Origin of the sequence: Paenibacillus beijingensis (assembly GCF_000961095.1) — a bacterium.
Lineage (GTDB): Bacteria > Bacillota > Bacilli > Paenibacillales > Paenibacillaceae > Paenibacillus_O > Paenibacillus_O beijingensis.
In genome coordinates this window covers 865,922-880,247 of sequence record NZ_CP011058.1, presented here as the reverse complement: position 1 = coordinate 880,247, position 14,326 = coordinate 865,922, and the positions used below count along the sequence as shown (strand labels likewise).

Here is a 14,326-nt window from a genome sequence, read left to right as displayed (position 1 = left end):
AAGCCTTTAGGCGAACGCTGACGCTTCACCAGCCACAAGTCAGCCTCTCCGCTCGTTTTCACCACCTTTGTTCCGGTACCCGGAGACGAGCGAACGCTGACGCAATGGCATGTATTACGTCCGAAGCGCCTGCGAATTCCGTATTCGTTAGGTGTTTTTTTCATATCCCGATACACTTCAATCCTCGCCATGAAGTCGTCTGCCCGGATAATCAGGACGTACGTACCTAAAAAAGCTCATTCGTGCGAATACCTGTACACTAGGCAATAAGTTCGGGCATGGTATATGGAGGAATTCGTATGAAAGCGGAAAACGCAGCGAGAAAAAGTAAAAGTAAAAGTAAAAGAACAATCTTCAGATGGGCGTTACTGATCGCCGCCGGTTTAATCGTGGTCGGATGCGCGGCGGGATGGGGCGTTTTTCGGATGCTTGTCGCGGTGCAGGATGTGTCGCTGCTCGATAAGCCGCTTCCGTCGGCGACGATTATTTATGACCATACAGGCAATGAAGCAAGCCGAATCGCTCAAAATGTCATTGAGCCGGTAGGCTATGACGCTATGCCGAAACATTTAATTGAAGCCGTCGTAGCGATTGAGGACAAACGCTTCTTCGAGCATGACGGCATGGATTTGCGGGGGATTATGCGGGCGCTCTTCACCAATATTACCGCGGGAGGAACTGTGCAAGGCGGCAGCACAATCACGCAGCAGCTGGCGAAAAACGTTTTCTTGTCTCACGAGAGGACCTGGAAACGAAAGTGGAGCGAGGTTCTCCTCGCACGCAAGATCGAAGAAAACTACGATAAACCGAAAATTATGGAAATGTATCTGAATAAGATTTATTTCGGTGAAGGGGCTTGGGGTATTAAACGCGCCGCCGAAACCTATTTCGGCAAGCCGGTCAGCCGGCTGACGCTGTCGGAATCCGCTCTGCTTGCCGGGCTGATTAAAGCGCCGTCCGCCCTTACGCCGTATAAGCATCCCGAGAAAGCGAAAGAACGCCGTAATCTCGTGCTTGAGACGATGAGAGAACAGGGATTCATCGATGAGCAAACCTGCAAGCAGGCGAGCCGCATACCGGTGATGCTAAAGGGTGCAAAACCGGACCGAACAAACGGCATCAAGCATCCTTATTATGTGGACCAAATCATTCGCGAGGCTTCCAACCTGTACGGACTAAGCGAAAACGACGTCCTGCACGGCGGGCTGCGCATTTATACGGAAATGGACCCGCATATGCAGCAGACGGCCGAACGTGTCTACGCAAACGACTCGCTTTTTCCCGAAAGCAGCTCTGATCAGCTCATACAAAGCGGTTCCGTCTTGGTCGATCCGCGGGACGGAGGCATCCGGGCGCTTGTAGGCGGAAGAGGCGACCAGCCATTTCGAGGCTTTAACCGCGCCGTCCAGCTGAAGCGCCAGCCCGGGTCCACGATGAAGCCGATTGCAGTTTATACGCCGGCCCTGGAGCGCGGGTACAGTCCCGAGGACACCCTGCTGGACGAACCGGTCGATTTCGGCGGCTATCAGCCGAAAAACGCAGGCGGGTCTTATCACGGTGAAGTGACGCTCTACGAAGCGCTCATTCATTCCTATAACGTCCCGGCGGTTCGGCTGCTCGATGAAATCGGCATCGATGCCGGCATGGATGCGGCTGCCCGTTTCGGACTGAAGCTTACAGACGCTGACCGGACGCTCGGTCTGGCTCTTGGCGGTCTGCAGGAGGGCGTATCGCCGCTCGAGATGGCCGAAGCGTTCGGCGTTTTCGCAAGCGACGGCGTACGGATGCCGGCACACACCATCAAGCGCATCGAAACGGCGGATGGCGCGGTATTGGCGGAAGCAGGGAGTCCATCGGGCGTGAAAACGACGGAGCAATTGGTGGCCAGAACGATGACCGCGATGCTGGAGGGTGTCGTGAGGGAGGGCACCGGTGAAGCGGCAGCGCTCGCAGACCGCCCTGTTGCGGGCAAGACCGGCACAACCCAAATGCCGGGGACGAACGGGGAAGGGGCCAAAGACAACTGGTTTGTCGGCTATACCCCTCAGCTTGTCTGCGCCGTTTGGCTCGGTTACGATCAGTCCGACTCCAGCCATTTTTTAACGACGACGTCGAAGGCCGCCGCCGCAGTGTTCCATGCGATCATGAGCGAGGCGCTGCAAGACGAGCCCGTGCAGCCATTTCCCGCTGTGAGCGTGGATCAGAAGAAAGAGAAGCGCGAAGATAAAGAACGCATCAAGCCTAAAAGTGAGGAAAGAGAGTCAACTGACAAGCACAAAGACAAAGATAAACATGAGGATAAAGGCAAAGGCAGAGACAAAGATGATGAGAAGAGAAAAGGGAAGGACCACCGAAACGAAGACGACTGAGCGTTTCAGTCCATAGGACGATAAGCAAGAGATATGCTTGAATAATTAACGTTGGACAGGAAGGCTGCCGAAAAAGTCATGGTGGCGAAGGGAAACCAATATGACATTCGTGATGTGGCCAAAGAAGCGGGATTAGGTTATGGTACGGTGTACCATTATTACAGCAACAAGGAGATCTTGCTCCGGGAAGTCATGGAAGCGGGCTTGGCAATTGCCGCAGAAGTTACGGGCCAGATTTTTGCCTCGCATGAAAGCCCTGTTCAGCAGCTTGAAAGCTACTGTAACGCCTTGCTGCAAACGTGGATGCTGCATACGTCTGTCTATCTTGTCTATAAAGCGGCTTCCGAAAACTACTGCAATTTGGACGAAATGTTCCGTCAGCAGCTCAGTGTCCAATTTCAGCATGAGCTTTACAAGCCGCTGGCGGAGTGTGTCGAGCGAGCGATGGAAGCGAAGGAAATCGGTGTACAGCTTAAAGCTGAATCGCTTTCGAACGGTTTATTGGGGTCATTGATCGGCAGCTATGGAATCTATCTTTACCATCAGGAAATGCCGCCGGATCCTTCGATTATCACCGAACTTCTGCTTAGAGGGCTGAGAGAGGGAAAGGGGGATAACAGGTGATCATTATCAAAACAATGGATGAAATTCAACAGATGAAAGCGGCGGGGCAAATAGTGGCGGCATGCCATAAGGAAATCGCCAACATGATCAAGCCGGGTGTAACGACGCTGGAGATTAATAACTACGTGGAAAAGTTTATTGCGAACAGGGGAGCGGAGCCATACACGATCGGATACAACGGGTATGAATACGCCACTTGCGCTGCGGTCAATGATGTCATTGCCCACGGCTTTCCGAGCGGTACTCCCTTGAAAAATGGAGATATTGTCACCATCGATATCGTTGCCAAATACAACGGCTGGGTGGGCGATTCCACCTGGAGCTATGCGGTAGGAGAAGTGTCGGCACAAGCCCGAAAACTGATGAATGTAACGAAGGAGTGTCTGTATCTTGCGATCAGGCAGGCCGTCGTAGGCAATCGGATCGGGGATGTCACCCATGCAATCCAAAGCCATGCGGAATCACACGGCTTTTCCGTCGTCCGCGATTTGATGGCGCACGGAGTAGGGAGAGACTTGCATGTGGAGCCTAGCTATGCGCATGTTGGAAGCCCGGGAAAAGGATTTCGGCTCAAAGCGGGCATGGTGATCACCATTGAGCCGATGATCAATGAAGGAACTTACCGGATGACCGTAGATCCGGATGGATGGACGGCACGAACGGCGGATGGCAAATGGTCGACTCAGTATGAACATACCGTCGCGATCACAGAAGATGAACCCGTTATTTTGACGGAGCAGTATAACTGATCATTGCTTATAGGCTGGAGAAATAGATTCCATCTATTTCCTGTCCTGCAATTCGGGATAAAACGTATAATCACAATGATCGCATTTCACAAGATCAAGGGAACCGACAATCCAATATTTCCAAAGCGTTCCCTTCTTGCAAGAGGGACAGAGACTTGTTGGCGCTTTCTCAAACGTTTTTTGATCTGAAGTGGCCATTTTTCACATCATTATTTCCAATTATTGGTTTTTTTGGTAGTTTCCCTCTTGATGTAGCTATGAGTACTTATATCTCAAGAATAACCTATAGAAGTAGGGATTGGAGTCGAAAAATGGGGCTTGCCCGTAACAATTCAGCTGTACGAAATCTTCTTGACAAACCAATCTAAAGTAAGTCCAATCCTGATCGCAACACCAAAATGGATACTTTAGACGATCATACCTCGAGCGGGTCCCCGCCAAACAAAGATTGAATCACCTCGCTGTCCCGAAACAATGCACATAACGCAACCGCATGTGTCCAACCTGCAAGCACCCTGCCTTTTTCTATTTGTACCAATGTTTTTTATGACATTCCCACTTTTTCATGAGATTTGTCAAATGACGCCCTTAACATGAAAAAGATGCCAACCGTATGGATGGCACCTCTTCGTAGCTTATGAAATTTTCTAAATGCCAAGCTTGTCCCATTCTTCTTGAAACTTCCGAAGCAGCTCCGGCTTCAGTTCGGGCTCTACGAAGGCGGCTTCGATCGCCTGTACGGCTACTTTTTTAAAGTCGGCTGCCTTAAATTGAAAATGGTCCGCGAGCAACTGATACTCCTTGGTCAAATCGGTATCGCTCACGGTGCGGTTGTCCGAGTTAACTGTTACGCCGATTCCCCGCTCCAAATACGAGCGGATCGGGTGCTTCTCGAGCGAGTCAACGGCCTTCGATTGTACGTTGCTGGTGACGCACATTTCCAGCGGAATGTTCCGGTCGTGAAGCAGCTGCTGGGCCCCTGCATCCTCGTAGAGACGGACGCCGTGGCCGATCCGCCGCGCATGCAGCCGTTCGACAGCGGTGCGGATATTGTTCGCCCCTCCCGCTTCTCCGGCATGAATCGTAACGGGAATTCCGAGCTCATCGGCAAGCTGGAACACCTTCTCGTGCAGCTCCGGCGGAAAGTTCTCTTCATCGCCGGCCAAGTCGACGCCGACGACGCCTTTCCCCAAAAATTTCGCAGCGGCGCGAACCGCTTCTATGTTGACCTCGACCGAATGATTGCGCATGCAGGTGACGATCATCCGCGCGATAATATCGGTTTTTTTCTCGGCAGCCGCAAGGCCCGCGCCTACGCTCACAATGGCATCTTCAACTGTCATGCCCTGCTCGGTGTGGAGATGGGGAGCGAATCGGACTTCGATATATTTTACATTTTCACGGGCGGCGTCCTCCGCCAATTCCATGGCGATCCTCTCCAGCGCATAAGGGGTCTGCATGCACTTAAGCGGCAGCTCAAAGCATTTCAAAGCTTCGACCAGACTGCTGCAGGAAGGCGGAACTTTCATCAAAGTGGTCAGCTCCTCCAAACTGCCGGCGGGAAGCTCAATGCCTTCGCGCCTCGCGATATCCGCGAGCGTCTGCGGTCTTACGCAGCCGTCTAAGTGGCAGTGCAGTTCAATCTTGGGCAGTCGGTTGATCAATTCATTCATTGTGTGCGGCCTCCTGACAGAAAGTTTGCAAAACGATTATAAAGAGAATTTTATCTTAATCGAATTGAAAAAACGAGTCATTATTTTGAAAAGTGGATTTGTCCTCAAATAAGGAGTCTGAACTGGAAAATAAATAAGTTTTTGATCAGTTTAAAATCAATCATGCATTTAATAGGGCTTAAATAGGGCGAATATTTTTTTGACACTCTGTCTATTGATCACAAATTATAATTCTGATAGGTTTATCTCAATGTAAAAACAAATCTTATATATGAAAATTTATTTCATCATTTGTTCTGTTTCATGCTTCAACCGCATTTTCGGTGTTTGCGGCAGGCTGCCTATTGGCGTTGCCGATCACGATATGATTCATGCTTATGCAGTGGTACCGGGTACAAACAACAAAGGAGCAGTGAGGCAGATGAAAAAGAAACTTGCACTTCTGGTATTATCCGCAGTCATGATGTTGACGGTGGCCGCTTGCGGCGGGAAGCCGCAACAACAAGCGGAGCAACAACCGGAGCAACCGGCGGCAAATGAAGCCGAGGCGTCGGACGAGCTGCAGCCCGAACCGGGCGCGGAACTGGTCCTCTGGGCGGGCAAAAGCGCCTATACGGAGTATGCGGCTCAAGAATTCGAGAAGAAATACAACATCAAGGTGAAGATCGAAGAAGTGAACAGCTGGGATAGCCCGGGAAGGCTGAGCACGGACGGGCCGGCCGGAACCGGCGGAGACGTGGTGGAGATCGTATCCGACGCGCTGGGAACGTCGGTGAATTCCGGGATTGTGCTGCCGAACGATTATTTTGAAGAGGAAACCCGCAGCAGCATGAGCCAATTGTCGATTGACTCCTCGACCTACAACGGCATTCTGTACGGGTATCCGCGCGACATTTATACGTATGCGCTGTTTGTCAATAAAGAGTTGGTGAAAGACACGAAATTCGAAACGTGGGACGACATCGTCGCGTTTGCGAAGAAGTTCAACGACATTCCAAGCAACAAGTTCGGCTTTATGTTCGACCCGTCCCACTGGTATCTGAATTCTTCGTTTATGCTCGGTTACGGCGGGTACATTTTCGGAAAGAACGGCACGGATACGAGCGACATCGGCATGAACAACGAAGGCGCGGTCAAAGGACTGGAGTTCCTGCAAACACTGAAAGCAACGTTGCCGTTTAAAGCGGCCGACCTTACCGGCGACCTCAAGTCGGGGCTGTTCGAGCAAGGCAAAGTGGCGATCAACTTTGACGGCAGCTGGGCTGCGTCAAGCTTCCGGAAGCTGCCGTTTGAAGTCGGCGTCATCCCGCTTCCGGCAATGCCGGGCGGCCAATATCCGCTTTCCTTAATCGGGACCCACTCGTTCTATGTGTCCGCCTATTCGAAATATCCGAACGCAGCGAAGCTGTTTGCAAACTTCCTGACGTCCAAGGAAATGCTGGCCAAAGACTATGAAACGAACGGTTTCATTCCGGCGGTTAAAGGTCTTGAAGATAACGAGAAATTCAAAAATGACGAAATTGTGCAAGGGTTCATGAAGCAGCTGGAGCACAGCCAGGTGATGCCGAATGTTCCGGAAATGAGCCAGTATTCGCAAGTTTTGACGCCTGCGCTGGTAAGCATTTGGGATGGCGGCAATGTCAAGCAGGTGCTGGACAAGGCGGCCGACAATTTGAAGACGAGCATCGCCAACAAGTAATCCGGCAAAGGGACAGGCTGACCCGTCCGCTAATATCATCAGCGTTGTGATCGATGGTGAACCGATAACTTTTGCAGGGTGCTATAAAGGAATCCAAGTGAGGCTGGCCGTTTATAACGGCTGGCCTCTTGGATTCTGACGCCCGGAGCGTACGTAGAAGCGGCGAGGGGACAAGCACGCTCTATCGTACAGTGTGCGCATTGGGTATAATGATAGCAATTGGATCGTACCTGCTCGCCGCCCGTTTACGGGTTGTTCGGGGCTCATAAATGCAAAATAAGAGCTACTTCAGTTCCGTTAGATCATCGAAAGGTTTGTCGGAGCGATCTGCTAGTAACGGTGCCGCTAGCCGGCTCCCGGTCAAAGGATAGAAACGGAGGGTTGTTGTGGCTACCATAAATGACATCGCAAAATATGCCGGAATTTCGATCGCAACCGTATCCAGGGCGCTGAACAAGCCTGAATTGGTAAACGCTGAAACCCGTGAACGCGTCATGTATGCCGCGAGAAAATTAAATTATTTCAAAAACGAGACATTGAAAATTCTTAACGTAAAAAGCAACAAATTATCAATCGGCGTTATTTTTCCTTATATTACCGCTTACTACTTCAGCGAATTATATAGCGGTATCAGCAAAGCAGCAAAGCTTCATGACATTGATTTGGTGCTTTACGAGCTTAGAAGTGAAAACATGTCCAAGGAAGGGCTTGAAGATGCATTATCGTTTGCGAGACGGCATCTGGTAGACGGCATCATGTTAGCCGGATATGTCCCGTCTGTTTATGACGAGATTTTTGAAAGTCTCGATATTCCTGTCGTTCTCCTGCTCGGTACGCATGAATCCGCTAAAATGTCGGCCTATAAGGTGGATGATATTCGGGCGGCTTTTGATGCGATTTCATTTCTGGTATCCCGCGGTCACCGAAACATCGGAATGATTTCGCTGCCCCTGACGGATCCGGCCAATGATATCGTATCGCGTTTCATGGGTTATAAACAGGGGCTCGATTTTTACAAGCTTCCTTTTTCTGAAGAAATGGTCGCTTACGGAAAGTTAGGCTTCGATGACGGGTATTCCGCCATGAAGCAATTGCTAGCAGCGAGAGAGAAGACCGGCATAACAGCGGTCTTTACAGCTGCAGACGAGGTCGCGATCGGAGCTATGCGCTGCATTCAGGATGCGGGACTTCGAGTTCCGCAGGATATATCGGTCATCGGTTTCGGTAATTTATCGATTGCCAACATATCGTCGCCCAAGCTGACGACGGTCGCTCAGCCTTTCGAAGATATCGGAGCGGAAGGCGTCAAATATATGACGAAGCTTCTCACGGAACCTGGAAGTGTTGTGGAAAGAGGTAATTTTTACCTCCCGTATAAAATTATTGAGCGGGAATCGGTGGCCGCCATTATGAATAGATCCTTTTCATATTGTGATGGTAAAGTATAAGTGAAAATCGATTGGAGCAGCAATTTCCTCTTGAAAGAACAAGATCAAGTTAGGAGTCGCATATTTGATGAAACAGAATAAATATGATGATCTCGGATTTTTCGAAAAATACAGTCAGATGCCACGTTCGACCGGCGGATTGAATGCGGCCGGGGAATGGCCCGCATTTCGTGCGTTGCTTCCCGAGCTTCGCGGCAAAAGAGTTCTCGATCTTGGCTGCGGTTATGGCTGGCATTGCCGGTATGCGCGCGAACAGCAGGCGCGGTCGGTGGTCGGAGTAGATCTCTCGGAGAAAATGCTGGAGCGTGCCAGAGAGAACACCAACGATTCCGCGATTGAGTATCGTCGTCTCGCGATTGAAGACATCGATTTTGCCGCCGGGGAATTCGATTTGGCGATCAGTTCGCTTGCCCTTCATTATGTCGAGCGCTTCGACAACGTCTGCCGGAAGGTTCATCATGGTCTCGTACCGGGGGGCGCATTCATACTCTCGGTCGAACATCCGGTCTTTACCGCACTCGCTGCCCAAGACTGGCATTACGGTCCGCAAGGAGAGCGGCTGCATTGGCCTGTCGACGACTACCAGAATGAAGGTGCACGGCTGACAAGCTTTCTGGACCATGATGTCGTCAAATATCATCGGACCGTTGCCGCTTATGTCAATGCGCTCCTTGATTCCGGCTTCAGCTTAACGAAATTATCCGAGCCGCAACCGACGCCAGAAATGCTGGCCAAATACGCCGAAATGCGGGACGAAACCCGTCGGCCCATTTTCCTCTTGATCGCTGCGGTGAAGAATTAGGGAGTGGGTCAGAAACAGCCGGAGGTTGGTGAGCAGCACAGCAGTGCAAGACCTCGGGGGTGAAGCTAATGATTGCCAAACTTTGGATTGCCAAAGAAGAGACGGCCCGGCAAGTTCTTGCCGTTCAAATCCCTGCCTACGAAGTGGAGGCGGAGCTCATTCAATTTCATGATCTCCCTCCGCTTAAGGAGACGATTGGATCGTTAACGGCATGCGGAGAAAGCTTTTATGGCTTTTTTGAGCAAGGTGAGCTGGCGGGAGTGATCTCCTACAAAAAGGAAGACGATACTGTAGATATTCACCGGTTAATCGTCCATCCCGCTTATTTCCGCAGAGGGATTGCGCAAGCGCTGCTTCGGTTCGTGGAGCGGCTGGAACAATCGGCAGCAAAATTCGTGGTGGCCACCGCTGCGAGAAATAATCCGGCCAAAAACCTTTATTTGAAAAACGGCTTTCTGCAAGTGAAGGAGCAAGAGGTTGCACCGGGACTTTCGCTTTCTTTTTTCGAAAAAAGAAAGCTTTGAATGCACAATTGCGGCACACAAATAAAACGATTTAATAATGTTAAAAAGAGGCTGCCAGCCCGACTGGCAGCCTTTGCTGCGTTTACGGGCTGTCTGAACTATTCCAGCTCGGTAAGTACATTTGCTTCTTCGAGCGCCGGTATGAGGAATTTATGATCGATGGGCGATGACATCACGATAAGAATCGTGTACGTCCCGTATTTATCGCACTGATTTCCAAATTGTTCGAGAGACCGTGTTGAGTCGGTTATGACTTTCAATAAGTAGTTATGTTCCCCGCTTATCCGATAACATTCGACGACATCGGGAGATGAGCGGCAAAAATCAAGGAATGCATGACAATCCCTTGTACGAAACAAGATGTAGGCTGCAGCTTTTTTCCCGATTTTCTCCGAAGAAATAATCGTACGGTACTCCTCAATAATTCCTTTCTCCTCCAGCCGTCTTACTCTCTCCGTTACAGCAGGTTGGGACAGCCCGACACATTTGCCCAGCTCCGTCATTGAAATCCTCGCCTGGTTTTGAAGATAAAAGAGGATTTGCTTATCAACATGGTCCATCGATTTGGCCCTCCTTTAAAATTAAGGACTTCTCTGCAAACTAACTTGTTTTCCTTCGTCATGATGCTGATTTAACTTAATCGTCTTCTGTAAACGGGGTTTCTTTGTTAATATAATATACTCACAAAAGTAAAGTAATCAATACTTTACTGTTCAGAGAGGATGAAGACCGTTGAGTAAATTATATTCAAACAAAGCAAGTACAGATGGTTTACAGGCACGTATCGATGATGTCATTGATCGTACCCTTGCCGATAAGCGGCTGGTTGGTGCGGTTGTTAAAGTGGCGGCCCAAGGTGAACTCGTTTATAGCCGGGCTGCCGGTTTCGCCGACCGTGAGCAGAACCGGGCGATGCAAGAAAATGCGTTATTCCGGCTGGCATCCGTGTCCAAACCAATCGTTTCAACGGCAGCAGTGGTACTCGTGTCGCAAGGCCGCATGCAGCTCGATGATCGCGTTGACCGCTGGTTGCCGGAGTTTAGGCCGCGTCTGCCAAACGGTCAATTCGCCGCATTGACAATTCGGCATTTGTTAACGCACACGGCCGGGCTGACTTACCGCTTCTTTCAAGAGGAAAATGGTTCATATGAGCAAGCCGGCGTATCGGATGGCATGGACCAGACAGGCATTACATTAGTGGAAAATGTGCGTCGAATTGCCTCCGTACCGCTTCTCTATACGCCAGGCACCCAGTGGAAATATTCGATCGCTACAGATGTGCTGGGCGCAGTAATTGAGAGCGTTGCGGATGTTCCGCTCAGCGAAGCCGTACGTTCTCTGGTAACACAACCACTAGGCATGAGCGATACCGGGTTTATGGCAGTCGATCAGGAGCGGCTGACCACCGTATATGCGAACGATGCTCCTGAGCCGCGGCGTATGCACGACCCGCATCGCATGGAATTTATGGAGGGCACGGCTGGCTTCCGGCTTGCCCCTGGCAGGGCGCTTGACGATACCGCCTATCCGTCTGGCGGAGCCGGCATGGTCGGCAGTGCCGGGGATTTTTTGCGGCTCTTGGAAACATTGCGCAAGGGAGGAGCCCCTCTCTTGCCGGAGAGTCTGGTCCGTCAGATGACAACAAACCAGATTGGAGATCTTCCAATGGCTTATTGGCCAGGGAGAGGCTTCGGTCTAGGTTTTACACTGCTCAAAGACCCTGCTGCCGCAGATACACCGGAATCACCGGGAACCTGGCGCATGGGCGGCACCTATGGTCATTCGTGGTTCGTTGATCCAGCGGAGCAGCTCAGCGTTGTGGCGTTTACCAATACCGCTCTGGAAGGCATGTCGGGCCAGTTTACGGCAGATCTCTGTAAAGCCGTATATGATGGGAGAGAGTGTTTTTGAAGCCAATATTTTTTATTGCTCTGGGCTTATTCGGCTTGTATACGATTGAGTTTGGCGTTGTTGGCATATTGCCGGCTATTATGGAGCGTTTCAGCGTCAGTACGTCCCAGGCGGGAATGCTCGTTGGTCTGTTTGCGCTTGTCATCGCGCTGTTAGGCCCCTTTATGGTACTGCTTCTTTCGAAATTCAACCGTAAAAACGTTTTGATCACGTCTTTGCTTATTTTCACGGGGAGCAGCTTCTTGTCCGCCTATACGCCAAATTTTTATGTTTTGCTGGCGCTTCGTATTCTCCCGGCGTTATTCCATCCCGTATTTTTTTCCTTGGCTTTTGTTGCTGCGGTTTCACTGTATGCAAAAGATAAAGCGACACAAGCTTCTGCAAAAGCATTTGTCGGTACCAGTATGGGAATGGTACTTGGGGTGCCCTTAACATCCTATATAGCCGATCAATTCTCTTATGAGGCATCTTTTATATTTACGGCCTTTGTAAATAGCATTGCTGCTGTCGGGATCGCCTTCTTTCTTCCGAAAACAGATGCAGCACAGAAGGTGACGTATAAGGAGCAGCTGGGGATCTTGCGCAAAGCTCCTCTTTGGATAAGTATTGGAGGCGCAACGTTCATTTTTGCCGCCATGTTTTCGGTCTATAGCTATTCTGCTGAATTCCTGGGACAAGTGATGGGGATGAGCGATGAAATCGTGAGTGTGATGCTTGTCATTTTCGGACTGGGTGGTGTTGCCGGTAACCTTGTTGCCGGGAGATTGCTTGGAGTACACAGGATGCGAACGACAATATTCCAACCGCTCGTATTAGCGATTTCGTTCTTGCTGCTTTATTTTGGAGAAATATCGTTTGTGCCTGTCATTGGTATGATGATTTTGTGGGGAGCCGCTCATACGAGCGGGCTTATCGTGACCCAGACATGGCTAACATCCGAGGCTCCGGAAGCCCCTGAATTTGCTAATGCACTTTATATTTCCTTCATTAACCTTGGAGTATCGATAGGCTCTGCGGCAGGCGGGGCGTTTATTGCGGCTGCAGGCATCAAGGGGACAATATGGAGCGGGTTGCTTTTTATCGGGTTTGCATTCGTATGTATTGCCGTAAAGATGGTTTACGGTAGAGCGGGAGTCCTTAATTGTGGTTCGAAATTTCGCTGCCATTGATGATGGAGCTTTGAGTAATAACGTTATTTTTTGCCGTTTCTGCTTGGGTGGAGCCCGCGGAAGGGAGCGAACCCCGGATTTCGGTCCACGCGGACAGAAGCTTCTCTAAACCTGCAAATGTGCAGTTTTTATCAACCGAAATCGCTTGTCGGAAGGAAAAAGCTGCAAATATACAGGTAATTCAAAGCTTTTATTTACTAAACATGAGAATGGACCAAAAAAAATGTATTTTTGCAGGAATTTTAATGTGATGGATAAATATAAAAGAAAAAAGATGTACGTTTGCATCTTTTTCTAAAATTCGATTACGGAATATCGTGTAACAGCTTTGCGTCAGCTTTTTTTTGGGTGCGTCAGCTTAATTTTTCTTAATTCAAGCTGCCAGCCGGACTGGCAGTCTTATCTGATCTGCTAACGCATCGGCTGCGGCTGCTTCAAAAAGGCGAGAATCGGCCGCAAATTTTGCGGCGGTACGCTCTGCAGCAGATCGCCGGTCCGGCGCAGCCGCTCACCGATGTTGAGCAGGTGGAAATCGCCTGGCTGCGCGCCGCCGCGCACCTCGTCCCAGGTGAGCGGCGTCGACACGGTCGCTCCTTTGCGCGCGCGGGGCGTGTAGGGGGCGGCGATCGTTTTGCCGCCGTAATGCTGAAGGTAGTCGAAGTAGATGAGCTCGCCGCGGTTCTTCTTCAGCCTCTCGATCGTGAATAGCCGCGGATGCTTGCGCGCCAAATATTCGCCGACGAATTGGCCGATGCCCCGCAGCTCGTCGAACGTCATATCCCCGGTAACCGGTACGATAATTTGCACGCCGGTCGCACCGCTTGTCTTCGGAATGGAGGGGATGCCGAGCGATTCCAGCAGCGCGCCGACGAGAGCCGCGGCCTCCATAATACGCGGCTCTTCTTCGCGCGACGGGTCAATGTCGATGACCCACTCCGTCGGATGGAGCGGACGGCCGATCCGGTCGAAGGAAGCGTGAAATTCGAGGCAGGCGAGGTTGGCAAGCCAAATGAGGGTAGGCAGCGAATCGAGCACGACGTAGCCGATATCACCCTGATGGGCGATCCGGACGAAGTCGGGCGTCGGCTCGGGGGCATTTTTCTGGTAAAACGATTTGCCGTGAATGCCGTTCGGATAGCGGATTGTTGTCAAGTACCGGTCCGCGCAGTGCTTCAGCAGATAAGGCGCCAAACCCGCCAGCACCTGCAAATACATCAGCTTCGTAATGCCGAGCTCCGGCCACAGCACTTTGTCCGGATTGCTGACCGCGATTTGCTGCCCTTCTACGTTCAATACGCCTTTGTGCTTCGCGCCCATCTGCTCTGCTCCTTTCTGGCGGCCGCCTTATGCACCGGTAA

The 14,326-nt window shown here is 50.8% G+C and carries 12 protein-coding genes and 1 pseudogene; 9 read left to right on the top strand and 4 right to left on the bottom strand.

Annotation, left to right across the window (positions count from 1 at the left end):
- Positions 1-299: 299 nt before the first annotated feature.
- The 3 genes from VN24_RS04155 to map are packed head-to-tail and all read left to right on the top strand — an operon-like array spanning position 300 to position 3,742.
- Entirely contained in the window at positions 300-2,369 is a 2,070-nt protein-coding gene (locus VN24_RS04155; RefSeq protein WP_045669388.1) for a transglycosylase domain-containing protein, read from the top strand.
- A gap of 51 nt (positions 2,370-2,420) precedes the next feature.
- Positions 2,421-2,993 (top strand): TetR/AcrR family transcriptional regulator, encoded by a 573-nt coding sequence (locus tag VN24_RS04150; protein ID WP_274520417.1) that lies wholly within the window; start codon positions 2,421-2,423, stop codon positions 2,991-2,993.
- Positions 2,990-3,742 carry a type I methionyl aminopeptidase gene (gene map / locus VN24_RS04145; RefSeq protein WP_045669387.1) on the top strand — a complete coding sequence of 251 codons (753 nt, stop codon included), beginning with the start codon at positions 2,990-2,992 and terminating at the stop codon, positions 3,740-3,742. Before VN24_RS04150 ends, map begins: the two co-directional genes overlap by 4 nt.
- 418 nt (positions 3,743-4,160) lie before the next feature.
- Here map and VN24_RS28040 read toward each other — a convergent pair.
- Together VN24_RS28040 and add are read right to left on the bottom strand one after the other, a co-directional pair.
- Positions 4,161-4,286, bottom strand: a pseudogene (locus VN24_RS28040) (transcriptional regulator); the annotation flags it as partial.
- Between the two features lie 103 nt (positions 4,287-4,389).
- Positions 4,390-5,415, bottom strand: a complete 1,026-nt coding sequence (gene add / locus VN24_RS04140; RefSeq protein WP_045669386.1) for an adenosine deaminase — start codon at positions 5,413-5,415, stop codon at positions 4,390-4,392.
- Between the two features lie 421 nt (positions 5,416-5,836).
- On the opposite strand from add, the gene VN24_RS04135 reads away from it, so the two are divergent.
- The 4 genes from VN24_RS04135 to VN24_RS04120 all read left to right on the top strand — a co-directional run bounded on the left by VN24_RS04135 (position 5,837) and on the right by VN24_RS04120 (position 9,888).
- The gene (locus VN24_RS04135) at positions 5,837-7,114 is read left to right on the top strand and encodes a sugar ABC transporter substrate-binding protein (RefSeq protein ID WP_045669385.1); all 1,278 of its coding nucleotides are present in this window, start codon (positions 5,837-5,839) and stop codon (positions 7,112-7,114) included.
- A 386-nt stretch (positions 7,115-7,500) separates the two neighbouring features.
- Complete coding sequence (locus VN24_RS04130) at positions 7,501-8,562, top strand: LacI family DNA-binding transcriptional regulator (RefSeq protein ID WP_045669384.1); 1,062 nt, start codon at positions 7,501-7,503, stop codon at positions 8,560-8,562.
- Positions 8,563-8,629: 67 nt separating this feature from the next.
- On the top strand, positions 8,630-9,364 hold the full coding sequence (locus VN24_RS04125; protein WP_045669383.1) for a class I SAM-dependent methyltransferase: 735 nt from the start codon (positions 8,630-8,632) through the stop codon (positions 9,362-9,364).
- A gap of 68 nt (positions 9,365-9,432) precedes the next feature.
- Positions 9,433-9,888, top strand: a complete 456-nt coding sequence (locus VN24_RS04120) for a GNAT family N-acetyltransferase (RefSeq protein ID WP_045669382.1) — start codon at positions 9,433-9,435, stop codon at positions 9,886-9,888.
- A gap of 98 nt (positions 9,889-9,986) precedes the next feature.
- Here VN24_RS04120 and VN24_RS04115 read toward each other — a convergent pair whose 3' ends face one another.
- A complete protein-coding gene (locus VN24_RS04115) occupies positions 9,987-10,448 on the bottom strand; it encodes an Lrp/AsnC family transcriptional regulator (protein ID WP_045669381.1) in 462 nt (153 codons plus the stop codon).
- 172 nt (positions 10,449-10,620) lie between these two features.
- Here VN24_RS04115 and VN24_RS04110 point away from each other — a divergent pair, with 172 nt between their 5' ends.
- Positions 10,621-11,799, top strand: coding sequence for a serine hydrolase domain-containing protein (locus VN24_RS04110; RefSeq protein ID WP_045669380.1), 1,179 nt, complete (start codon positions 10,621-10,623; stop codon positions 11,797-11,799).
- Positions 11,790-12,968, top strand: coding sequence for an MFS transporter (locus tag VN24_RS04105; RefSeq protein WP_045669379.1), 1,179 nt, complete (start codon positions 11,790-11,792; stop codon positions 12,966-12,968). Before VN24_RS04110 ends, VN24_RS04105 begins: the two co-directional genes overlap by 10 nt.
- Positions 12,969-13,379: 411 nt before the next feature.
- On the opposite strand, the gene ligD is transcribed toward VN24_RS04105, so the two are convergent.
- Positions 13,380-14,285, bottom strand: coding sequence for a non-homologous end-joining DNA ligase (ligD, locus tag VN24_RS04100; RefSeq protein WP_045669378.1), 906 nt, complete (start codon positions 14,283-14,285; stop codon positions 13,380-13,382).
- Positions 14,286-14,326 lie beyond the last annotated feature (41 nt).

Excerpts from the sequence above, each read along its gene's own strand:
- VN24_RS04120 (WP_045669382.1), top strand. The coding sequence starts at position 9,433 with ATGATTGCCAAACTTTGGATTGCCAAAGAAGAGACGGCCCGGCAAGTT.
- VN24_RS04125 (WP_045669383.1), top strand. The coding sequence starts at position 8,630 with ATGAAACAGAATAAATATGATGATCTCGGATTTTTCGAAAAATACAGT.
- VN24_RS04155 (WP_045669388.1), top strand. The coding sequence starts at position 300 with ATGAAAGCGGAAAACGCAGCGAGAAAAAGTAAAAGTAAAAGTAAAAGA.
- VN24_RS04135 (WP_045669385.1), top strand. The coding sequence starts at position 5,837 with ATGAAAAAGAAACTTGCACTTCTGGTATTATCCGCAGTCATGATGTTG.
- VN24_RS04115 (WP_045669381.1), bottom strand. The coding sequence starts at position 10,448 with ATGGACCATGTTGATAAGCAAATCCTCTTTTATCTTCAAAACCAGGCG.
- ligD (WP_045669378.1), bottom strand. The coding sequence starts at position 14,285 with ATGGGCGCGAAGCACAAAGGCGTATTGAACGTAGAAGGGCAGCAAATC.
- add (WP_045669386.1), bottom strand. The coding sequence starts at position 5,415 with ATGAATGAATTGATCAACCGACTGCCCAAGATTGAACTGCACTGCCAC.